Annotated in this window: 21 protein-coding genes; 14 read left to right on the top strand and 7 right to left on the bottom strand. The window is 70.0% G+C overall.

Going from position 1 to position 20,511, the window contains the following annotated elements:
* The first annotated feature begins 73 nt into the window (after positions 1-73).
* Genes AP234_RS05635 through AP234_RS05615 form a run of 5 tightly spaced genes read left to right on the top strand, consistent with a single transcriptional unit; the run spans position 74 to position 5,803 of the window.
* Complete coding sequence (locus tag AP234_RS05635; protein WP_055478470.1) at positions 74-661, top strand: flavin reductase family protein; 588 nt, start codon at positions 74-76, stop codon at positions 659-661.
* Between the two features lie 6 nt (positions 662-667).
* Entirely contained in the window at positions 668-2,101 is a 1,434-nt protein-coding gene (locus tag AP234_RS05630) for a 4-hydroxyphenylacetate 3-hydroxylase N-terminal domain-containing protein (RefSeq protein WP_055478469.1), read from the top strand.
* Complete coding sequence (locus AP234_RS05625) at positions 2,098-3,324, top strand: M20/M25/M40 family metallo-hydrolase (RefSeq protein ID WP_055478468.1); 1,227 nt, start codon at positions 2,098-2,100, stop codon at positions 3,322-3,324. Before AP234_RS05630 ends, AP234_RS05625 begins: the two co-directional genes overlap by 4 nt.
* The gene (locus tag AP234_RS05620) at positions 3,321-4,169 is read left to right on the top strand and encodes a polysaccharide deacetylase family protein (protein WP_083501808.1); all 849 of its coding nucleotides are present in this window, start codon (positions 3,321-3,323) and stop codon (positions 4,167-4,169) included. The genes AP234_RS05625 and AP234_RS05620 overlap by 4 nt, the downstream gene beginning before the upstream one ends.
* On the top strand, positions 4,169-5,803 hold the full coding sequence (locus tag AP234_RS05615) for an amidohydrolase (protein WP_055478466.1): 1,635 nt from the start codon (positions 4,169-4,171) through the stop codon (positions 5,801-5,803). Before AP234_RS05620 ends, AP234_RS05615 begins: the two co-directional genes overlap by 1 nt.
* 54 nt (positions 5,804-5,857) lie before the next feature.
* Here AP234_RS05615 and AP234_RS05610 read toward each other — a convergent pair whose 3' ends face one another.
* Positions 5,858-7,042, bottom strand: coding sequence for a C45 family peptidase (locus AP234_RS05610; protein WP_055478465.1), 1,185 nt, complete (start codon positions 7,040-7,042; stop codon positions 5,858-5,860).
* Between the two features lie 339 nt (positions 7,043-7,381).
* Here AP234_RS05610 and AP234_RS05605 point away from each other — a divergent pair, with 339 nt between their 5' ends.
* Genes AP234_RS05605 through AP234_RS05590 form a run of 4 tightly spaced genes read left to right on the top strand, consistent with a single transcriptional unit; the run spans position 7,382 to position 9,643 of the window.
* The gene (locus AP234_RS05605; protein WP_055478464.1) at positions 7,382-7,711 is read left to right on the top strand and encodes a PadR family transcriptional regulator; all 330 of its coding nucleotides are present in this window, start codon (positions 7,382-7,384) and stop codon (positions 7,709-7,711) included.
* 2 nt (positions 7,712-7,713) lie between these two features.
* Complete coding sequence (locus AP234_RS05600) at positions 7,714-8,055, top strand: DUF1048 domain-containing protein (RefSeq protein ID WP_055478463.1); 342 nt, start codon at positions 7,714-7,716, stop codon at positions 8,053-8,055.
* Between the two features lie 19 nt (positions 8,056-8,074).
* Positions 8,075-8,872, top strand: coding sequence for an ATP-binding cassette domain-containing protein (locus tag AP234_RS05595; protein ID WP_055478462.1), 798 nt, complete (start codon positions 8,075-8,077; stop codon positions 8,870-8,872).
* A 9-nt stretch (positions 8,873-8,881) separates the two neighbouring features.
* Complete coding sequence (locus AP234_RS05590) at positions 8,882-9,643, top strand: ABC transporter permease (RefSeq protein WP_055478461.1); 762 nt, start codon at positions 8,882-8,884, stop codon at positions 9,641-9,643.
* 101 nt (positions 9,644-9,744) lie between these two features.
* Here the strand turns inward: AP234_RS05590 and AP234_RS05585 are convergent, their stop codons facing one another.
* Both AP234_RS05585 and AP234_RS05580 read right to left on the bottom strand, forming a co-directional pair.
* A complete protein-coding gene (locus AP234_RS05585; protein WP_055478460.1) occupies positions 9,745-10,395 on the bottom strand; it encodes an NAD(P)-binding domain-containing protein in 651 nt (216 codons plus the stop codon).
* A 76-nt stretch (positions 10,396-10,471) separates the two neighbouring features.
* Positions 10,472-11,221, bottom strand: coding sequence for an SDR family oxidoreductase (locus tag AP234_RS05580; RefSeq protein WP_055478459.1), 750 nt, complete (start codon positions 11,219-11,221; stop codon positions 10,472-10,474).
* A 94-nt stretch (positions 11,222-11,315) separates the two neighbouring features.
* On the opposite strand from AP234_RS05580, the gene AP234_RS05575 reads away from it, so the two are divergent.
* The 3 genes from AP234_RS05575 to AP234_RS35950 all read left to right on the top strand — a co-directional run bounded on the left by AP234_RS05575 (position 11,316) and on the right by AP234_RS35950 (position 14,579).
* Positions 11,316-11,924 carry a TetR/AcrR family transcriptional regulator gene (locus tag AP234_RS05575; RefSeq protein WP_055478458.1) on the top strand — a complete coding sequence of 203 codons (609 nt, stop codon included), beginning with the start codon at positions 11,316-11,318 and terminating at the stop codon, positions 11,922-11,924.
* A gap of 431 nt (positions 11,925-12,355) precedes the next feature.
* Positions 12,356-14,035 (top strand): cellulose binding domain-containing protein, encoded by a 1,680-nt coding sequence (locus tag AP234_RS05570; RefSeq protein WP_055478457.1) that lies wholly within the window; start codon positions 12,356-12,358, stop codon positions 14,033-14,035.
* A gap of 109 nt (positions 14,036-14,144) precedes the next feature.
* Positions 14,145-14,579: a hypothetical protein gene (locus AP234_RS35950; RefSeq protein WP_152990261.1), complete on the top strand. Its 435-nt coding sequence runs from the start codon at positions 14,145-14,147 to the stop codon at positions 14,577-14,579.
* Between the two features lie 229 nt (positions 14,580-14,808).
* Here the strand turns inward: AP234_RS35950 and AP234_RS05560 are convergent, their stop codons facing one another.
* A complete protein-coding gene (locus AP234_RS05560; protein WP_055478455.1) occupies positions 14,809-15,600 on the bottom strand; it encodes a MerR family transcriptional regulator in 792 nt (263 codons plus the stop codon).
* 22 nt (positions 15,601-15,622) lie between these two features.
* The gene (locus tag AP234_RS05555; protein ID WP_200926238.1) at positions 15,623-16,498 is read right to left on the bottom strand and encodes an alpha/beta fold hydrolase; all 876 of its coding nucleotides are present in this window, start codon (positions 16,496-16,498) and stop codon (positions 15,623-15,625) included.
* Positions 16,499-16,823: 325 nt separating this feature from the next.
* Here AP234_RS05555 and AP234_RS05550 point away from each other — a divergent pair, with 325 nt between their 5' ends.
* Positions 16,824-17,576 carry an amidohydrolase family protein gene (locus AP234_RS05550; protein WP_055478454.1) on the top strand — a complete coding sequence of 251 codons (753 nt, stop codon included), beginning with the start codon at positions 16,824-16,826 and terminating at the stop codon, positions 17,574-17,576.
* 6 nt (positions 17,577-17,582) lie between these two features.
* Here AP234_RS05550 and AP234_RS05545 read toward each other — a convergent pair whose 3' ends face one another.
* Entirely contained in the window at positions 17,583-18,203 is a 621-nt protein-coding gene (locus AP234_RS05545; RefSeq protein ID WP_055478453.1) for a TetR/AcrR family transcriptional regulator, read from the bottom strand.
* Between the two features lie 97 nt (positions 18,204-18,300).
* Here AP234_RS05545 and AP234_RS05540 point away from each other — a divergent pair, with 97 nt between their 5' ends.
* Positions 18,301-19,428 (top strand): FAD-dependent monooxygenase, encoded by a 1,128-nt coding sequence (locus tag AP234_RS05540; RefSeq protein WP_055478452.1) that lies wholly within the window; start codon positions 18,301-18,303, stop codon positions 19,426-19,428.
* A 163-nt stretch (positions 19,429-19,591) separates the two neighbouring features.
* Here the strand turns inward: AP234_RS05540 and AP234_RS05535 are convergent, their stop codons facing one another.
* On the bottom strand, positions 19,592-20,509 hold the full coding sequence (locus AP234_RS05535; RefSeq protein ID WP_055478451.1) for a phosphotransferase: 918 nt from the start codon (positions 20,507-20,509) through the stop codon (positions 19,592-19,594).
* Between the last annotated feature and the right edge of the window lie 2 nt (positions 20,510-20,511).

Raw genomic sequence — 20,511 nt, 5'->3', positions numbered from 1 at the left:
ACGGCCGATGGGCCCGCACTGCTGTGGCCGGGAAAGCATTGCACCCAGGATACGCGATCTGTAGTCTGACGGCATGTTCTACAGTCACACTGCAGACACGGATCTGTCCGACTCCGTCCGCAGCGTGCTGCGCCGGATCCCCGCCACGGTCGTGGTCGTCACCTCGTTCGTGTCCGGCCGTCCGTGGGGGGTCACCGCATCGAGCTTCACGTCGGTGACCCTCGCACCGCCGGTCGTGTCGGTCTGCCTGTTCTCGCACACGGCGGTGATACAGGCGGCGCGGCTGCACGGCCGGGTGGGCATCTCGGTGCTGTCGGCCGACCAGGTCCCGGTCGCCCGCGCGGCCGCCCTGCCCGGCGCCCCCAAGTTCCTGGAGCTCTTCTCACCGGAGGCCGAGGGACTGGGCGAGACCGGCATGCCGCATCCCGCGCCGGACCGGCGCTGGGACCCGCACGACGGCGTGGCCGTACCACCGGCGCCATCGGTGCACGGCGCACTCGCCCACTTCGACTGCGCGGTCTCGCACCTGGTGACCGTCGGCGACCACGACGTGCTCTTCGCCAGGGTGGAGACCGTACGCGAGGCGACCCCGGCCCTCGCACCGCTCCTGTACTGCGACCGCGACTTCTACCGCCTGCCCGACGACCCCATCGAAAGTTGAGGATCCATGCTCAAGACCGGTGACGAGTACCGGGCGAGCCTGCGCGACGGCCGTGTCGTGCTGGCCGCCGACGGCTCACACGTAACCGATGTCACCACGCACCCGCAGTTCCGGGACGCGGTGGACACCGTCGCGGCGCTCTACGACATGCAGCACCGGCCCGAGACCGCCAAGGCGGCCGTCTACAAGGACGAGGAGACCGGAGAGCTCGCCAGCCGCGCCTGGCAGGTGCCCCGGACCAAGGACGACCTGATCGCCCGGCGCGAGCTCGCCCGGCTGTCCACCTACCACACCTTCGGGGTGTTCGGGCGGCCGCCGGACTACGGCTCGTTCAACGCCCTTGGCCTGCTCTCGGTGGCCGACCGCATCGCCTCCAGCAGCACGGAGTGGGCACGCAACATCGACGAGTTCATCGCCTGGGGCCGGGCCAACAACGCGATGAGCTCCGACATCGTCGCCGACGTGCAGTCGGACCGCTCGGTGCCGACGGCGCAGAAACCGGGACGGCTCCGCTGCGTGGAGGAACGCAAGGACGGGCTGGTCCTGTACGGCGCCAAGCCGTGCGCCTCGGGGGCGGTCCACTCCCACGTCGGGACCGTCGTCACGCTGCTGACGCCGGGCGCCGACCCCGACGCCAACCTGTTCTGCTACGTGCCGCTCAACGCGCCGGGCCTCACGATGGTGGCCCGCGAGCCGGTGATCATGCCCGGCACGACGGCGCAGCACCCGCTGGACGTGCGCGGAGAGGAGCCCGACTCCCTGCTCGTGTTCGACCGGGTCTTCGTGCCCCGCGAGCACCTGTTCTCCTTCCGGGACGAGCAGATGCTGGGCCTGTACCACGAGCTCGGCGCCCTCGCGCTGTGGCACATCCTGGCCCGGCTGGCCTACAAGGCCGAGATCCTCTCGGGCACCGCCCAGGTGATCGTCGAGGTGCTGGGCACCGAGAACATCCCCCAGGTGCGCGACGCCATCTCGGAGATCACCGCCTACGCCACGGCCCTGCACGCCTTCGTGCTCGCCGCCGAGGACACCGCGGCCCCCGCCAACGGCGTCCTCGTCCCCTCCGAACGGTTCGTCACGGCCGGACGCCTGCACTCGGTCGAGGGCTACCCGCGGGTGCTGCAGCTGCTGCGGGAGATCTCCGGCCAGGGCCTGATCAGCCGCTTCACCGAGCGTCACTTCGCCGACGGCTCGGTCGGCGAGATGCTCAAGGAGTTCCTGCCCGGCACCGGCGTCAGCGCGGAGGCCAAGAACCGGGTCTTCAACTTCGTCTGGGACCTGACCTGCGGCGCGAACGCGATGCGCGTCGCCCTCTTCGAGAACGTCAACGCCACGCCCCCGGCGGCGATGCGGGCCAGGATCTACGGCTCCCCGTACCGCAGGCCGTGGCGGGACTTCGTCCTCGACCACCTGGGCGTCGACATCAGGCCGAACCGGTGACGTCGACGGCCACGGCGGCGGGCGCCGCCCTGCAGGACGAGATCGGGGCGCTCGTCCTCGACCTGCTGGGCGCGCCCAGTCCCAACCCCCCCGGTGACGTGCGCGACGTCACCGGGGTGGTGACCGGATACTGCGACCGCGCCGGCCTGCCGTACCGGCTGGACCGGCCGGCCGCGCGACGCCGCAACATCGTGGTGGACGTCCTCGACGGCGCCGGCAGGCCCGGCCGGCATCTGGTGTGGAACGGGCATCTCGACACGTTCCCGGCCTCCGGCCCGCCGTCGCGGCCCCGTCGCGTGGGCACGCGGGTGCACGGGCGGGGGGCGGTCGACATGAAGGGCGGGGTCGCGGCGTTCCTCACGGCCGCCCGCCGGCTGCGGGACGGCGCGGGCGACCTGCCCGGACGGCTTTCGCTGCTGCTGGTGTGCGACGAGGAGACGTTCGGCCCCATGGGCTCGCGCGGCCTGCTCGAGCGCCGACCCGACCTGCTCGGCGACGCGCTGGTCAGCACGGAACCGTCGTCCCTCGGCCTGGTACGGGTGGCAGAACGCGGCTTCCTCTGGCTCATGGTGCACGTCCCCGGGCACAGCATGCACGCCGCCTACCCCGGCGGCGGAGAGGGCGCGATCCTGCGCGCCGCCAGGTTCGCGCGGCGGGTGGCCGATCTCGTCGCCGAGGTCAACCGCGGACTCGCCGGCCCGCACCGCTCGCCGACCGGGCATGACGAGGCGATGGACCGGTTGCTGGGAGGGGGCGCGAGCCGCATCGTGCGGGAGGTCTCGCTCAACCTGGGCACCGTGCGCGGCGGCCTGGCGGTCAACATGCGCCCGGCCGACTGCCGGTTGAGCGTCGACCTGCGCGTCCCGGCAGAGGTCGACCCGCGGGAGCTTCTCGGCCGCGTCGAGGAGCTGGCCCGCGAGGTCGGCGGCCGGGTCGAGATCCTCGGCCAGGGCGGGGCCAACCGCACCGACGCGGACGCCGACATCGTCACGGCCGTGACCGAGGCGGTCGCCCGGCGTACCGGCCGCCGGCCCGTTCCGTCCACGGGGATCGGCTGCACCGACGCCCGGCTGTGGCGCCAGGCCGGCATCCCCGCCTGCGTGATCGGGCCCGACCCGACCACGATGGGCACCGACGACGAGCACGTCGAGCTCGCCGAGCTGGCGGCGCTCGTGGACATCCTGTGCGACTCCGCGCGCCAGTACCTTTCAGGAGAGGCATGACCCGGCGGAAACGGCCTGTGTACCCGGCCGGCCAGCGCAGCGCGCTGTGCCTGACATTCGACCTGGACGCCCACACGATGTGGACCTCCAAGGACCCGGGAAACGCCGCCCGGCCGGCGGTGCTGTCCTCGGGCGACTACGACCTCGGCCAGGGCCTGGACCTCGTGCTCGGGCTGCTCGCCGGGCACGGGGTCCGTACGACCTTCTTCGTGCCCTCCGACGTCGCCGTGGCCTTCCCCTCGGCGATCGGCGAGATCGTGGCCGAGGGACATGAGATCGCGATGCACGGCACGGACCACAACCCGCTGCCCGACCGTTCCCGCCCCGCCGAGGCGGCGCTGCTGCGCTCGGTGAAGGACACCCTCGAGCAGGTGAGCGGGACGCCGGTGCGGGGTTACCGGGCGCCGTTGTACGACGTCACGGAGAACACCCGCGACATCCTCGCGGAGATCGGCTGCACGTTCTCCTCCAATTTCATGGACTCCCTCCACCCGTATGTGGTGCACGGCGATCACGGCGCGATCGTCGAGGTGCCGACCCACTGGGCCCTCGACGACGGTCCCCACCTGCTGTTCGCCAACAGCCCGCCGAACCACCGCCAGTTCCTGGGCAACGACCAGATCGCCCGGATCTGGCTCGACGAGCTGCGGGCCATCCACGCCCTCGGCGGTGTGACGACCATGGTGCTCCACCCTCAGCTCGTGGGCCGGCCGTCACGGGTGGAGCTGCCGGCACGGCTGCTCGACGCGGCGGAGGAGCTCGGTGAGGTGTGGCTCCCCACGATGGGCGAGCTGGCCGCCCACGTTCTCGACGCCGCCGACGTTCTCGACCGGGGGAAGGCGTGATGGACGGTTCGACGGTGCTGTTGACCGGCGCCGAGATCGTGTCGCCCGGGGTGGACGCCGGGACCGCGGACACGGTGGCCGTACGCGGCTCGCGCATCGCGGCCGTCGGCATGCTGGACGCGGTGCGGGCGGCGCTGCCGGGTGCGACGTACGAGATCGTCGACCTGGGCGGCGGATGCCTGACGCCGGGCTTCGTCGACCCGCACAACCATCTGCTCGCCACCGGCGAGACCATGGTCGGGGTCGACGCCGGTCATCCGGCGGTGCGGTCCATCGCGGACCTGGTCCGCGCGGTCGGGGAGGCGACCCTCGCCCAGCCGCCCGGCACCTGGGTCCGCGGCTCGGGCATGGACGTCGCCAAATATCCGGAGGGCCGCCTGCCCACTGCCGCGGACCTGGACGCGGTGAGCCCGCGCCATCCCGTGATCGTCTTCCACAAGTCCGGGCACAGCGCGGTGGTCAACTCCGTCGCCCTCGCGCTGGCGGGCCGTACGACGGAGACCGACCCCGCCGGGGGCTACTTCGACCGGGACGAGGCCGGACGCGCCCGCGGCTACTGCGTCGACGCGGCACTGGACCTGGTCTTCCCCAGGGCCGTCGACATCGGCTGCCACGGCCCCAACTTCCATTTCGACGCCGCCGCGGACGACCTCGACCACGCGCTGGAGGTGGGCGTCCGCGCATATCAGGCGGCCGGCATCACGACCGTCTGCGATCCACAGGTCACGCGTCGCGAGATGAGCACCTACCTGCGTGCCTGGCGCCGCGGCCGGCTCGGGGTCCGCGTCGTCGCCATGCCGCTGTCGAGCAACCTTCCGTCGCTGACCGAGGCGGGTCTGTCCAGCGGGATCGGGGACGACTGGTTCCGGATCGGCGCGATGAAGTTCTACTGCGACGGCGCGCTCACCAGCGGCACGGCCCTGTTCAGCGGCGGCTACGCGGAGAACGCGCTGACCCGGGGGCAGCTGTTCTGGCAGCCGGAGCAGCTGCGCGAGCTCGTGGCCGGCGCGATCGGGCAGGGCTGGCAGGTGGGCATCCACGCCCAGGGCGACCTGGGCATCGAGTACGCCCTGCGGGCCGTCCAGGCCGGTCGCGCGGCGGGCGACGCCGGCCGGCACCGCATCGAGCACTGCGGCGGGCCGACACCGGACCATCTGGGACGCATCGCCGATCTGGGCGTCGTACCGGTCAACCAGCCGAACTTCCTGACCGAGAGCGGGGATGAGCTGCTGTCCACCCTCGGTGACCGTACGCACCGCCTGCAGCCGCTGCGGTCGGAGCTGGACCGGGGGATCCTCACGGTGCTGTCCAGCGATTCGTTCGTCTCGGACTACCGGCCCATGCGGACCATCGCCTCCGCCATGGGACGGCGGACGGAGTCGGGAACCGTGATCGGCGCCGACGAACGGATCGGCTTCGACGACGCGCTGCGCATGCACACGCTGCTCGCCGCTGAGGCATTGGGCCTGGACGGCGTCGTCGGCTCGCTGGTTCCGGGCAGGTACGCCGATCTGGTCCACTTCGCCGCGAACCTGCGGGAGCTGAGTCCCGCCGAGCTCGCGGCGACCTCGCCGTCCGCGACGATGATCGCCGGGCGCTGGGTGGCGGGCCGGTCCGCCCGGCCCGTGTTCTGAGACCGGTGTTCTGAGCCGGGCGTCCCTCAGCGTGATCCCCCGGCGCCGGGACCGTCACCCCGGCGCCGGGGCCGGGGCCGGGCGCAACGGCGAGGGCTTGTCGAGCAGGTCGCCGAAGGTGAGCGGCCGGTGCGGGTGTTCGCACGGATTGCCGGCGCTGATCCACATGGTCCGGTCGTCGAGATCCATGATCACGGACACGATGGTGGCCCACCGCCGGTCCGGCGCGTCCCGCGGGTCAGGATGGCAGCAGACCGAGTGCGGGTGGTCGGCGTGATCGCCGAGGGCCCGGTGCAGGGAGTCGACGGTGACCGGCTCGTCGGTCTCCGCGATGGCCTGCCTGACCCGCTGGAGACGCACCAGGCTGTCGGGCATCGCGTAGACGGACACATCCGTGACGTCCCGCAGGAAAGCCAGGAAGTGGTTCGTGTGCACGAGGCCGCCGCGGACGGGCAGCTGCGGATACACCCTGCTGTGATCTCCGGGGGCGGCCTCCACGTTGATCGCGGCGCCGTCCCGGTGGGCCAGCAGGTAGTTGGCCGAGGATGAGCGCCAGTGCCGCTGGATCACGTTGACGGCGTCGGTCAGGGAGTGGCAGTCGGCCAGGGCGCGCAGCACGATGTGGTACGGCAGGCCGGGGGCGCCACGATCTTCGGAGGTGACCAGCGCGTTGGTCGCGACGGCGAGCCCCGAGGAGTTCATGCTCATCTTGGCCAGCAGACCGGCCTCGACGACGGTGACGTAGTTCGGGCCGTCGTCCTGCTCGACTTCGAGGGTGACCACCGTGTCGAAGCCCTGCAGGAGCCAGTCCCAGTTCTGCCCGATCAGAGTGTGGCGATCGGCGGTACGGCCGGGCAGGAGCGCGAAGGCGCTGCACTCGCGCGCGTGGGCGGTACGCATCGCGGCGGCCTGACGGGCGGTGGCGGCCCACAGCACCTCGGTGCGCGCGTTCAGCGTCAGCACATCGGCGAAACCGAGCCGGGCTCCCTCGGCGATGCCGTGCATCTCCTCGACATAGGCCGGGAACGCCTCGGCGATGGCGGCCTCCAGCGGCGCCGCGGCCTCGACCGCCTGCTCCCAGCGCCAGCCCGCCGCCTGCGCGAACGCGGCCTCGTAGCCGCGTCTGCTGCGGTGGATGCGGTCGCGGGCGGCTTCGCCGTACCGGCGGCCGCGCTCATGCGGGCTGCCGCGCAGCCGGATCCGGGGGTACTGCCGTGGTTCGGGCACCTTGCTCTCCATGCTTCAGATAGGGCTCGGCGGAGGGTCTCCCAGGCCGGAGGTGAGGCGGCCCGGCCGATGAGCCGTGTGGGGGAAGCGTCGGACGCGAGCACCGACGGGTGATCCCGTCGGCCCTCGGACCTGGCTGATCTCCACGGCCCCGGTGCCGGCCGAGATCCCGTTTTACAGTTCAGCTGTAGAACATGCCGTAACACTACATATCGAGCATTCGGGACGCAATGCCCTCCCGTCCGCGCACAAGACGTGCGGGCCGAAGTTCGCCGGCCGCTTGCGACTCAGCTATTCAGCGTTACTATGTACCGGTAGTCAGTAGTACTTAGTAGCGGAAGGAGGTGTTCCATGGGCAGGCAGCTGACGGAGATGCTCAAGGGAACGCTGGAGGGCATCGTCCTCGCGATCCTGTCCGGCCGGCCCACGTACGGCTACGAAATCACGGCGTGGCTGCGGGACCAGGGCTTCTCCGACATCGCCGAGGGCACCGTCTACGCGCTGCTCGTCAGGATCGAGCGGCGCGGCCTCGTGGACGTGGAGAAGGTCCCGTCCGAGAAGGGGCCGCCGCGCAAGGTGTATTCCGTCAACGACCAGGGGCGGAAATATCTCGAAGAGTTCTGGGAGACCTGGAGCTTCCTCGCAGAACGGCTCGAACGGCTCCGTGAAGGAGGTAACTAGACATGGCGCTGGGATGGATCGAGCAGAAGAGGCGCTACCGGCAGTACAAGGCGCGTACGGAACGGCTACCCGCGGACTATCACACGGCGGTCGATGCGCTGCAGCGGTACATGCAGTTCTTCGGGCCGGGCAAGGCGGACAGCCTGCTGTCGATGCTGGAGGATCTCGCCGATCTGTTCGAGGAGAGCGCCGCGAACGGCACGCCGATTCGCGCGGTCGTCGGCGAGGACCCCGTGGAGTTCGCCGAGACCTTTCTCCGCAACTACCCGGAGGGTCAGTGGATCAGCCGGGAGCGGGAACGGCTGATCCACGCCATCGACGGCGCGGCGGGCGACAGACCGTGACGAGAGAACGGACATCCGGATGAAAGTCGGTCAGGCCCAGGAGCCCGCGATCCACGTGCGGGGCCTGGAGAAGTCGTACAAGACGCTACGGGTGCTGCGCGGCGTGGACTTCGACGTGGCGCGAGGCGGCGTCTTCGCCCTGCTCGGCTCGAACGGAGCGGGCAAGACCACGGCCGTGAAAATCCTGTCCACGCTGCTCAAGGCCGACGCCGGGACTGCCAGCGTCAACGGCTTCGACGTCGCCACGCAACCCGCGGACGTGCGGGAGTCCATCAGCCTCACCGGACAGTTCGCGGCCGTCGACGAGATCCTCACCGGGCGGGAGAACCTCGTGCTGGTCGCCCGGTTACGGCATCTCAGGCATCCGGGCAAGATCGCGGATGAGCTGCTCGACCGTTTCTCGCTGACCGACGCGGGCGCGCGGAAGGTGGCGACGTATTCGGGCGGCATGCGCCGCCGCCTCGACATCGCGATGAGCCTGATCGGGAATCCACCCGTCATCTTCCTCGACGAACCGACGACCGGGCTCGACCCCCGGGCGCGCATCGAGGTGTGGCAGGCGGTCAGGGAACTCGCCGACCAGGGGACGACGGTGCTGCTCACGACGCAGTATCTGGACGAAGCCGAACATCTCGCCGACCGGATCGCGATCCTCCACGAGGGGCGGATCATCGCGAACGGCACCCTCCCCGAACTGAAGCGGCTCCTCCCGCCCGCCAAGGTCGAGTACGTCGAGAAACAGCCGACCCTGGAGGACGTCTTCCTCGCCATCATCGGCGACGACGGCGCGGCCGGAAACGCCGGCACGGACGACTAAGGAACGACGATGACCACGCACTTCTTCGGCGACACCGCTGTCCTGCTGGGACGGTCCGGACGCCACATCACCCGCAGCCTGGACACCGTCATCACGGTCTCGATCATGCCGATCGCCCTCATGCTGCTGTTCGTCTACGTGTTCGGCGGCGCGATCGACGCCGGATCGGATCACTATGTGAACTACCTGCTGCCCGGAATTCTGCTGATCACGATCGCGATGGGCATCTCCTACACCGCGTTCCGGCTCTTCACGGATATGAGAAGCGGAATCTTCGCGCGATTCCAGTCCATGCCGATCGCGCGGTCGAGCGTGCTGTGGGCGCACGTGCTGACCTCGGTGGTCTCCAACCTGATCTCGCTCGTGATCGTCGTGCTCGTCGCCCTCCTCATGGGATTCCGCTCGGGCGCCGGAGTCCTGGCCTGGCTCGCGGTCGCCGGAATCCTCGTTCTGTTCACCCTGGCGTTGACCTGGATCGCCGTGATCGCGGGCCTGTCCGCGAAGACCGTGGACGGCGCGAGCGCCTTCTCCTACCCGATCGTCTTCCTGCCCTTCGTCAGCTCGGCGTTCGTGCCCACCGACACCATGCCAGGACCGGTGCGCGCCTTCGCCGAGAACCAGCCGGTGACGTCCATCGTCAACACGATCCGCGACCTGTTCGCCCAGCGGCCGGTCAGCGGTGACGTCTGGATCGGCCTCGCCTGGTGCGCCGGCATCCTCATCGTCGCGTGCGCCCTCGCCATGGTCACCTACCACCGCAAGATCGCCTGAGGCTGTCTCCCCGCGATACATCGCCAGGTGGCCTGGATCGACCGTACCCGCCCGGGCCCGACTCCCCGTCGGTCCTGACGGAAGTCGCTCAGCGGACGGACTCACCTCGAGACGATCCGTCGCGCCCGGGCGAGGTTGGCGATCAGTTCGGCACGGGTCTGGTGCTCGTGTGCCAGCCACGCGGGCTGACCGGGGCCACTGCGCCACGACTCGCTGAGCGGGCTGTTGTCGACGGTGTCGAACCCGAACTGGTCGTACAGCCGCGTCACGAGTTCCACGGCTTCGGGAAAGTCGCTCGAGGCCGACAGCGCCAGACGGCCTGGCGCGCCCGCCGGCAAACCCGCGGTGGTGATGCGGGGAGCTTGGATGTGGGTGAAGGCCTTGACGACCTTGGATCGCGGAAGGTGCTCTTGGCGTAGCTCGTGAACCGTCTTCTCGCCCGAGTCGATGACCGGGATATGGCCATCGCGCCAGACCATGTAGTTGTTCGTGTCAAGCACGATCTTGCCTGCCAGCTCCGCCTCCGGCATGTCGTTGACCACCTTGAGGGGGACCGCCACGACCGCGAAGTCACCGGCGGCGGCGCCGGCGGCGGTCGCGGCACGCGCCGACGGTCCGAGCTCCTCAATGAGGTGCTGCAACGTCTCAGGTCCTCGTGAATTGGCGATGACGACGTCGTAGCCGTTCGCGATCGCCGCACGCGCGATCTGGCCACCGACCTCCCCCGCGCCGATGATGCCGATCACTGTCATGGGTCCTCCATCTCGACCTCTCGTGCGACCAGTGCGTCGCCGGCCTCCGTCCTGGCCGGACGTACGGCCGTGGAACTCAGATCTGCTTCAGGCCGCCGTCGACGTACAGACTCGAACCGGTGATGAAGCCGCTCTGCTCGGAGGCGAGGAAGGCCACGGCGGCGGCGATCTCCTCCGGGCGCCCGAGCCGGCCCAGCGGCACGTTCGCGGCCAGTCGCCGCCTGAAGTCGGCGGCCTGCTCCGGGTCGGCGACGAGCCCCGACAGACCAGGGGTATCGGTCGGGCCGGGCGTGATGGTGTTGACCCGGATGCCGCGTCCCTTGAGTTCGTTGGCCCAGGTCCGGGAGAACGATCGGATGGCGGCCTTGGTCGCCGCGTACACGCCGAACGCCTCATCGCCGACGTCCGCGTTGGTAGAGCCGTTCAAAATCACCGAGGCGCCGTCGTTGAGCAGCGGCAGCGCCTTCTGGACGGTGAACAGCGTGCCCCGGACGTTGATGTCGAAGAGAGTGTCGAAGTGCTTCTCGGTGACCTGCTCGAGTGTCACGAACGCGGCGACGGAGGCATTCGCGAACAGTACGTCCAGGCCCCGTCCCCGGCCGCGGATCGTGTCGTAGAGCCGGTCCAGGTCGGTCAGGTTCGAGATGTCGCCGATCACCCCGGTGGCCGCTGAGCCGATCACTTCGACGGCCGCGTCGAGTTCGGTCTTGCGCCGGCCGGTGATGAACACGTGTGCGCCCTCGGCCGCCAGCCGTACGGCACTGGCCAGGCCGATTCCGGTGCTGCCGCCGGTGACGAGAGTGGTCTTGCCCTCAAGTAGTCCCACGTCAATGACCTCCGTCGAATTCTGTATCGATCGATGCGGAACTCGAAGATAGCACGTTCTGTATCGATCGATGCAGAAGCGGTAGGCTGCGGGAGTGGAGACCAGACAGACCGGCCCCGTCGGCCGACCGCGAGGATTCGACGTCGACGAAGCTCTCGAGCGCGCCATGCTGGTCTTCTGGGAGCACGGTTACGAGGGGGCCGGCCTGGCCAAACTGACCGAGGCGATGGGCATCTCCACCACCAGCATGTACGCGGCCTTCGGCAACAAGGAGGAACTGTTCCGCAAGGCCCTGGAGCGCTACACCGAAGGCCCGGGCGCGTACCTGACCCGGGCCCTGGAGGAGCCGACCGCCCTCGGCGTCGCCACCGCGATCCTGGCCGGCACCATTCGAACCACCACCCGCCCGGCCCACCCCCACGGATGCCTGGGCGTCCAGGGCGCCCTGGCCACCGGCGACCCCGGGCGCGGAGTGCGTGACCTTCTCGCCGCCTGGCGCAACAACGGCTGCTCCCGCCTCCGAGAGCGGTTCCAGCGAGCCGTCGACGACGGCGACCTGCCTGCGGAGACCGATCCGGGACTCCTGGCCCGTTACGTCACCACCCTGGCATTCGGCATCGCCGTGCAAACCGCGAGCGGTGTCGACCGCGATGAACTCCAGGAGATGGCCGACGCCGCCCTGCGCAACTGGCCGCTCCTCTGAGGCGTCCGGCGCCTGCGACTCCCCCTCCCGATCCCACGCCGCGGACCTCGGCCCTGCCCGGAAACACCCACGAAGATCACCCATCCTGACTGTCCTTGAAATTTTCACACTTGGCCGAAAAGTTTCAGAGACGGTCGGGATGATGGACGGCCGATCACCCCCACCCTCACCGGTCGATATCCCCTCAATTTAGGAGTAAAGGGCGCAAAGGGCTAACGGCGCCTCCACGGCCTGTCGCGTGCACGGCCTGACTTGGGTCTTGCGGGCTCGGAATGTTTCGGTAAAGCTTCGAAAACATTCATCACCTCGCTCGGTCTGCTGCTCTCCGCAGACCTGTGACAGGTCACGGACCGCCAGGAGGAAGGACGCATCGCCTTGAAACGTCTCAAACTGGTCCTCGGCACCCATCGGCTCTCGCCCGGAGGAGCCCGATGACCGGCGATATCACCTCCCGCAGCGGGAGCCGGATCTCCGGCGTGCGCCGAATGCTCGTCCTGGGCGTCGCGACGATGCTGTCCATCGCCTTCGCGGTGGCGCAGGGCCCCACCGCGAGCGCCGCGTCCGGTGTGGAGGACGAGGGCGCCGACTGCGCGGTGACGGTGCCCGGCTCCGGCCCGTCCAACGCGAAACTTCCCGATCCCTTCACGAAGCTGGACGGCACCCGCATCACCACCAAGGCCGAGTGGCGGTGCCGCCGAGCGGAGATCAAGAAGCTGGCCGAGCGGTTCGTCTACGGCGAGAAGCCCGCGAAGCCGTCCAGTGTCACCGGGACGGTCTCCCGGACCGGCATCACCGTCAACGTGTCCCACAACGGCCGCAGCGCCGCCTTCTCGGCCGGGGTCGATCTCCCCTCCGGCACCGGGCCGTTCCCTGCCGTGGTCGTCGTGGGAGGATTCGGTGCCGACACCGCCGCCATCAAGGCCGCCGGGGCCGCCGTCATCAGCTACGACCCCCTGGCCGTGGGCAAGGAAGGCACCGCGCGCAACAACAAGCAGGGTGCTTTCTACAGCATCTACGGCTCCTCCAGCAGCACCGGGCTGCTGGCCGCCTGGGCCTGGGGTGTCAGCCGCATCATCGACGTCGTCGAGCAGTCGGGCGGCACCATACTCAAGGCCGACGCCATGGGCGTCACCGGTTGCTCCCGCTATGGCAAGGGCGCATTCGTCAGCGGCGTGTTCGACCAGCGCATCGCGCTGACCCTGCCCATCGAATCCGGCAGCGCCGGCGTGCCGGTCTTCCGCGGCATCGCCCAGGAAAGCGGCGCCCAGCCGCTCAGCAGCGCCTACTCCGAACAGCCCTGGCTCGGCGATGCCTTCGGCTCCTACACCGGCAACCCCGGCGCACTGCCCGTCGACACCCACGAGATGATCGGCATGATCGCACCACGCGGGCTGTTCATCATGGAAAACCCCCACGTCGACTGGCTGGCCGCCCGTTCCGGCAGCGTCGCGGCCCTGGCCGGGGCGGAGATCTACAAGGCACTCGGCGCGCAGTCCAACATCAGCTACTGGTCCGACGTCCAGGACGGCACCCACTGCGCCTCCCGGTCGGAGTGGCGTGACCCCCTGCAGCAGAACATCAGGAAGTTCCTGCTCAAGACCAGCGGCAACACCGGAGTGTTCCGGGTCTCCCCCAGCAAGTCCGGCAACCTGTCTCAGTGGCGGGACTGGCAGACCCCCACCCTCAGCGACGGGCCGAACCCCACCCCTACTCCCACTCCGTCTCCGACCCCGTCTCCGACCCCGTCTCCGACCCCGTCTCCGACGCCGACCCCCAGCCCCAGCCCGACTCCGACCCCCTCGCCGTCCGGGCCGACCGGCGCGTGCTCGGCGACGCTGCGGGTGGTCAACTCCTGGCCCGGCGGTTTCCAGGGTGAGGCCATGGTGCGTGCGGGCAACTCGCCGATCAACGGCTGGACCGTGAACTGGACCTGGCCCGGTTCGCAGACCATCACCCAGGTGTGGGGCGGCGTGCACTCGGGCTCCGGTTCGAACGTGACGGTGCGCAACGAGTCGTGGAACGGCTCGGTCGCCGCCGACGCGAGCACCACCTTCGGTTTCATCGGCGCAGGGTCCTCGGCCACTCCGCAGGCCACCTGCAGCAGTCCGTGATCACACCGGTTCCGTCCGGTTGAACCGTACGTGGTCGGGCGGGCCTGTGGTGCGGCGGTCGCGTTCGCCGCACCACGGGCCCGGCCCATGCCCGTCGTGGGCGGTGTCAGTGGGGTACGGTGCGGCTGCTCGGCACGTTGCTGCCCGAGGACCCGTCCCGGCCGCGAGGTGGTCTTCCCCGGGCAACACCGCCTACTATCCGCTCGGCGAGACCGCGCCAGAGCACAAGGGCGCGCTCGAAGGCTGGGCCGCCCTGGTCTATCGCACCGACACCCGCGGTCGGCGCCGGGTGGCGCGCATGGTGTACGAGGTGGCCACCTTCCAGACCCTGCGTGAGCAGCCGCGCTGCAAGGAGATCGTGGTCGTCGGCGCCGACCGGTGGCGCAACCCGGACGAGGACCTGCCCACCGACTTCGAGTCACGCCGTGCCGAGCACTACCGCGAGCCGCGCAAACCCCTGGACCCGACAGAGTTCCGCGACAGCCTGCGCGAGGAGATGACCAGCGCCCTGGCGAAGCTGAACGACGCACTGGGCGCGGCCTGACCCAGCTGTTCTGACTGCACGTCCGCCCCTATGGCGAGGTGCGCCTTGATCTGAGCGCCCGGTTGAGCATCGGCGCTCTCGGCTCGCTCGGCGGTGCATGAGGGCAGTCCGTCGCTGGGTCGCTGTTGCGATTGGACCACGCTGTCGCCTCGCCCGTCAGTACCCCTGCCCGCCATCACCAATGGCGCTTGGATCGCCGCACTGTGGCGTCTTCCTGCGCGTACCGGCGCTACCAGGGAGTCGCACCCGGTGTGGGGGCCACGCGCTCGAGCTTGGTCCAGCCCGTCCAGCCTCGCTGCTTCAGAAGTTCGATCAGCCGACGCGCCGGCGGCACAGTGTCGAATGCCAGCGTGTCCATCAGTTTGACGAGCGGTAGCTCGATATCGGTGTCGTCGACGTAGTCCTCGCCCCGCTCGTCGGCCATCCGCGTGATGTAGGCGGCCAGTTTGTCGGCCAGCTCGACCAGCCGCGGGTCGTCGTCGGCTCGGTCAAGGGCCCGGCCCAGGGTGAGGTAGAAGTCGACCAGCCGCGGATCGTCGATCTGCTCCCGCTTACGTGCCATCCACTCCGGGACCCGCTCGGGTGAGTGCGCGGCCAGCGGGATCCAGCCGTCACGCTCGGCCTGGACGATCCGCTCGTCGACCCCGAGCGCCCGCAGCCGGTCGAGATACTCGACCACCTCCGGGGGCAGCACCAGGTGTTCCCCGGCGGCGAGGCGGGCGATCCGCTCGCGATGCCGCTGCCGCTCGCGGATCTCCGCCCGCAGCCTCCTGTCGATGTCCGCGATCGCCGCGGCGAACTCCTCCTCGCCGGCCCGCAGCAGATCTCGCACCCGCGCCAGCGGGACCCCGGCCTCGGCGAGGGTCCGGATCTTGATCAGCTCGACCACGGCGCCGCCGTCGTATCTGCGGTAGCCGGAGTGGTCCCGCTTCGGCTCCGGTAGCAGGCCCTTGGCGTGGTAGTGCCGCACCGCGCGGACCGTCACTCCCGCGTACGACGCCAGCTCGCCGATGGTCAGCATCAGACCAGTCTCCAGAAGTTGCTCAAGAGATCATCTCTGTATCGCGGATGATCTGGGCGATTCGCGGGGCATGAGTGAAGACCAGCTGGTGATCGGCGTCGAGCCAGGTGGTGGCGATGTGCGGGTGCTCGCGGACAAGCCGCTCGACGCCGGCACGCCAGTTCTGGTTGAACCGAGGCGCGTGTCCTTCGCCGCTGTCGCCGGCCATCGAGGTCGACATGATCATTGTGATGGGCCGGTCGATCTTCCTGTACCGGTCGAGGATCCCGGACCGGATCACATCGATCTCGAGGTTCAGGTCGAGAATCTCCTGGACGGTGAGCAGCACCTGACGCGCGGTGTCCCGCTTGGCCTCCTGCTGCGTCGCCATGTCTTCCCACATGGCGCGGAACTCCGGCAGGACGGCCTCGGTGATGAACGGTTCGGGCACCGGGTTCGCCCCGTCGATCAGAACAAGCCCGGCGACAGTGTCAGGATGCTCGGAGGCATAGTGCACGGCCAGGTCAGCGCCCAGCGAGTAGCCCACCAGCACAGGCGCCGCAGGCAGGCCACGGTTTCCCAGCTCCGCCATCACCGCGTCCAGATCGCTAAGGAACGCCTCGAAGGAGTAACGGTCGGCGGCCGAGGCGAGGCCATGGCCCCGCAGGTCGAAAGTCACCACGTCGTGGTCGTATCTCAGCAACTCGGTCAGCTCGCGCAGGTCGGCCTGGGTCGAGTTCAGGCCAGGGCACAGGACCAGCGGTCGTCCCCGGCCCTCGTGAGAGCCCCGGATCGTGACGCCGTCGTGGTGGATGGTGAAGTGCCGCATCGTCCTGTCGCCTCCTTCCGCACGCTCTCCATCATCGTTGTTCTCGTCGTACAGCTCGGCGACCTCGATCGCCCCGGTTTCCGCGGTCATGCCACCATGCTGAAAGCTTGACCCTGCGTCAGGGTCAAGCGGCGCGGCGACATGACGCCCATACATCAGCGATCGCCGATTTCTGGGCCACGCCTGTGGGAGAGAGAGGGGGGTGTTGTAAACCGTTCGATTCTCAACACCCTGGCTGGAGTCCCCTTCACGAACCGCCGACAGGCCGCCCGGGTGTCAGAAAAGCGTGTTGAGAATTCGGCCGAACAGCCAACAGTGCGAGCCGAGCTGGAAGCGGGACACTGACGAGCCGTACGGCGGTCCGCGTACACGGCGGATCAGCGCCCCGCCCCGACAGTCGCCGGAGGAATTCATCGTGACCGATCGCCGCCCGTTCTTCGACGCCCACTTCCACGTGATCGACAGCCGCTTCCCGTTGTTCGAGAACAACGGGTTCGTGCCCGAGGAGTTCACCGTCCACGACTACCGGGAGCGCACCGCCGCGCTGCACGTCGTCGGCGGCGTGGTCGTCTCCGGGTCGTTCCAGCGGTTCGACCAGGGCTACCTGCTCGACGCGCTCGAGCAGCTCGGCCATGGCTTCGTCGGGGTCACCCAGATCCCGCACGACCTCCCCGACGAGGACATCGCTCAGCTCGCCGGAGCCGGTGTGCGCGGGGTCCGCTTCAACCTCCGCCGCGGCGGATCGGCGAGCCTGGAACACCTGGAGACGCTGGCCCGCCGTGTCCACGAGGTGGCCGACATGCACGTCGAGCTCTACGTCGATGCTCGCGACCTGCCCGAGCTCGCCGACACCCTGGCCTCGCTGCCCGCGGTGAGCATCGACCATCTGGGCCTGCACGCCGACGGCCTGCCGTACCTGCTGGCGCTGGTCGAGCAGGGAGTGCGGGTGAAGGCGACCGGCTTCGGCAGGGTCGACCTCAATGTCGCCGACACCATCCGAGCCGTGCTCAAGGCCGACCCCACCGCACTGATGGCAGGGTCGGACCTGCCCTCCACCCGGGCCCGCCGCCCCTTCGCCGACTCCGACCTCGACGTCCTGGCAGACGCGGCCGGCGACCATGTCGACGCCGTCCTCCACGACAACGCGGTGGCCTTCTACGGCCGGTGAACCAGGTCAGACATGACCGGGGCCGCCCGGCCCGGCGACGCCGTGCAGCAGGAGCCCGGTGAGGGTGTCGATCACCTCGTCGTCGGAGCGGCCGGCCCGCGTGTCGTCGCCGAGCAGCGCGTAGGCGAGCATCGACAGCATCCCGCCCATCGCCGCCGCGACCAGTTCCGGGTCGCCCGGGAGCCGGTGGCCCGTCTCCCGCAGGTGCTCCAGATGGTCGCGGAGCACCCGGGTGTCCTCGATCAGACGCCGCCAGATCTCGCCCGCACCCGGCCCCGCGACCATCGCGGACTCGAACAGCGCGACCATGACGGGCCGGTTGTCGCGCATCAGGCGCCAGGCCACCGCGAGGTGCTCGCGAAGCTGGTTCCGGTCCGTCAGGTCATGCGGAGGATGGTCCTCCCCGGCGAGCTGGTCGTGCGCCTTGCCGTGCATGTCGGCGAGCAGGGCCTGAAGCAGCTCCTCTTTGCTCGCGAAGTGGTCGTAGAAGGACCCGGTGGCGCGGCCCGCCGCTGCCGTGATGTCCGTGATCTTCGTGTTGAGATAACCGCGCTCCGCGAACTGCCGCCGGGCGGCCTCTTTCAGTGCCGCCTCGGTCTCGGCCGCCCTGGCCTTGCGTACTCCCACAGGATCTCTCCCTTGACCTCGTCATCGTCGCACCAGCATACTGAACTCAATTTCACCGAATTAGGATTCGGTGAATGCGGATTCAGGAGGTCGTGTCGTGCGGGTTGTGGTGGTCGGCGGCGGGGTCGCCGGGTCGGCGAGCGCGATCGCGCTCGCGCGGATCGGGGCTCAGGTCACGGTCTACGAGGCGTACGAGAATCCCGCCGGACCGGTCGGGTCGTTCGTCAGCCTGTCCGTCAACGGGCTGCGCGCCCTGGACGCCCTCGGATGCCTGGAGGCGGTTCAACGGGCGGGCTTCCAGGTGGACCGGCAGCGTATGTGGTCCGGGAGGGACCGGCCGCTGGGCGACGTACCTCGCGGGCGACGGGCCCGCGATCCGCTCCACAGCGTGACGCTGATGCGCGCCGACCTGGTGGAGGCACTTCGGGAGGAGGCGACGCGGTCAGGTGCCCGGATCGTTGTGGGCAGACGGCTCTCCGGTGACTCTCACGATCCGCTGACCAGCGGCGCCGACCTGGTCGTCGGCGCGGACGGGATCTGGTCGGTCACCCGCCGGTCCGTCGACCCCGCGGCTCCCCGGCCGCGTTACGCCGGTCTGTACTCGATCTCCGGTGCGACCGACGGGCCCGTGCGCCTGCCCGGCGACCGGCCCCAGGGCTTCAACATGGTCTTCGCGCGCCGCGGGGCCTTCATCTACCTGCCCGCTCCCGACGGCACCGTGTGGTGGTCGGCCCAGGTCGCCGCGGCCGATCCGCCGCCGGATGTGGCCGCCGTCGGCCTGGCGGAGCTGACTGAGTCGTTCCGTACGGAGAAGACGCCACTCGCCGTGCTCCGCGCATCCTCGGCGGTCGCCGCCGCCACGCTGCTGCACGTGCTGCCCCCGGTGACCCGCCGCCACGACGACCGCGTCGTCCTCATCGGCGACGCGGCCCACCCGGTCGGCGCCGGGCAGGGCGCCTCGATGGCGATCGAGGATGCCGTCGCACTCGCCCGTGAACTCGCGGCGGCCGAGACCGTCCCCGCGGCCCTGTCCGCCTTCGACCGGCTCCGCCGTGACCGTACGGGCAAGCTGGCCAAGACAGCGGCCGCCAACCGGGACGCCAAGATCGCGGGGCCGCTGACGGCCCGGTTCCGAGAGATCATGATGCCGTTCTTCTTCAACCGCTTCTATGAGCAGGCCACCGGCTGGCTGTACGACCACGACCCGGGGAAACTGCCCGCGTGACGATGACTCGATCAGCCGCCAGGAGTCCCGCGAATTCCATCAGGCGCCCCCGACATCGCCGGGGTCGGCGACGTCGCCGATCGTGCACCCCGTACCGAGAGGGAGACCGGAGTCCGCCCCGCCCCGCCTCGCCTTGCCCGGTCGGCCTGCTCGACCCGGTCGTTCACCAGGCTGCCGTGGCGATGAGCCGTCGCAGTGCCGCGTGGGCGGGTGGGCCCCACGTGGCCTTGCCGCCCGGACGGCCGCGGACGCCGGCTTCTCCGATGAGGACGCAGCTGAGGGCGCGTCCCACCGCCCAGCCGCGTGCGCGGCGCAGGGTCGCGGGGTCCGGGGCCGGCCGGTATGCGTCATGGAAGCGGTCGGCGGCGCCGTCCGGCAGCACCATCCAGGCGGCGGCGAGGTCACAGGCCGGGTCGCCCGCGCAGAGGTCGCCGAAGTCGATCACGCCGCAGATGGTGTCGTCCGCGGTGAGGATGTTGGCCGGATGCAGGTCGCCGTGAAGCCATAGCGCCGGGCCTGCCCAATCGGGCGCGGCGGCGGCGTCGTCCCAGATCGCGCGGACGGCGTCCGGGTCGGGGATGAGCCCCATCTCGGTGGCCGAGGCGAGGTGCTCGGCGAACCCCTCGGAGTGGTCGGCCAGCGGCCCCCCGCGGCCCCGGCCGGTGGGCGCCTGGCCGGGGGCGGGCTGGTGTAAAGCCGTCAGGAAGGCGGCCAGGGCGTCGGCCGCCTCTGCCGCGCGTGTGGCGGGGGCGCGATCGGCGGGCTCGCCCTGCACCCAGGTGGTGACGATCCAGGGTCGTGGAAACAGAGCGGAGGGCTCTCCGATGCGCTGTGGGACGGGAACCGGCAGAGGAAGGCGCGGGGCGAGGACGGGCAACCAGGTGTACTCCTTACGCAGAAGCGCGTCCGCGGTCGGCGTCGCCCAGGGCAGCCGGACGGCGAGGTCGTCGCCGAGCCGCCACAGCTGGTTGTCCCAGCCACGCGCGCCGAGACGTATAGGGCGATCGGCCAGGTCAGGATGCTGGTCTCGCAGCAGGTCTCTGACCAACTCGGCGGTGATCTCGATTTCGGTGTGGGTCACGT

The sequence above is a fragment of the Sphaerimonospora mesophila genome (assembly GCF_001417795.1).
In the GTDB taxonomy this organism is placed as follows: Bacteria; Actinomycetota; Actinomycetes; order Streptosporangiales; family Streptosporangiaceae; genus Sphaerimonospora; species Sphaerimonospora mesophila.
The sequence above is the reverse complement of the archived record's forward strand: the minus strand, read 5'-3'. Positions and strand labels throughout refer to the sequence as shown.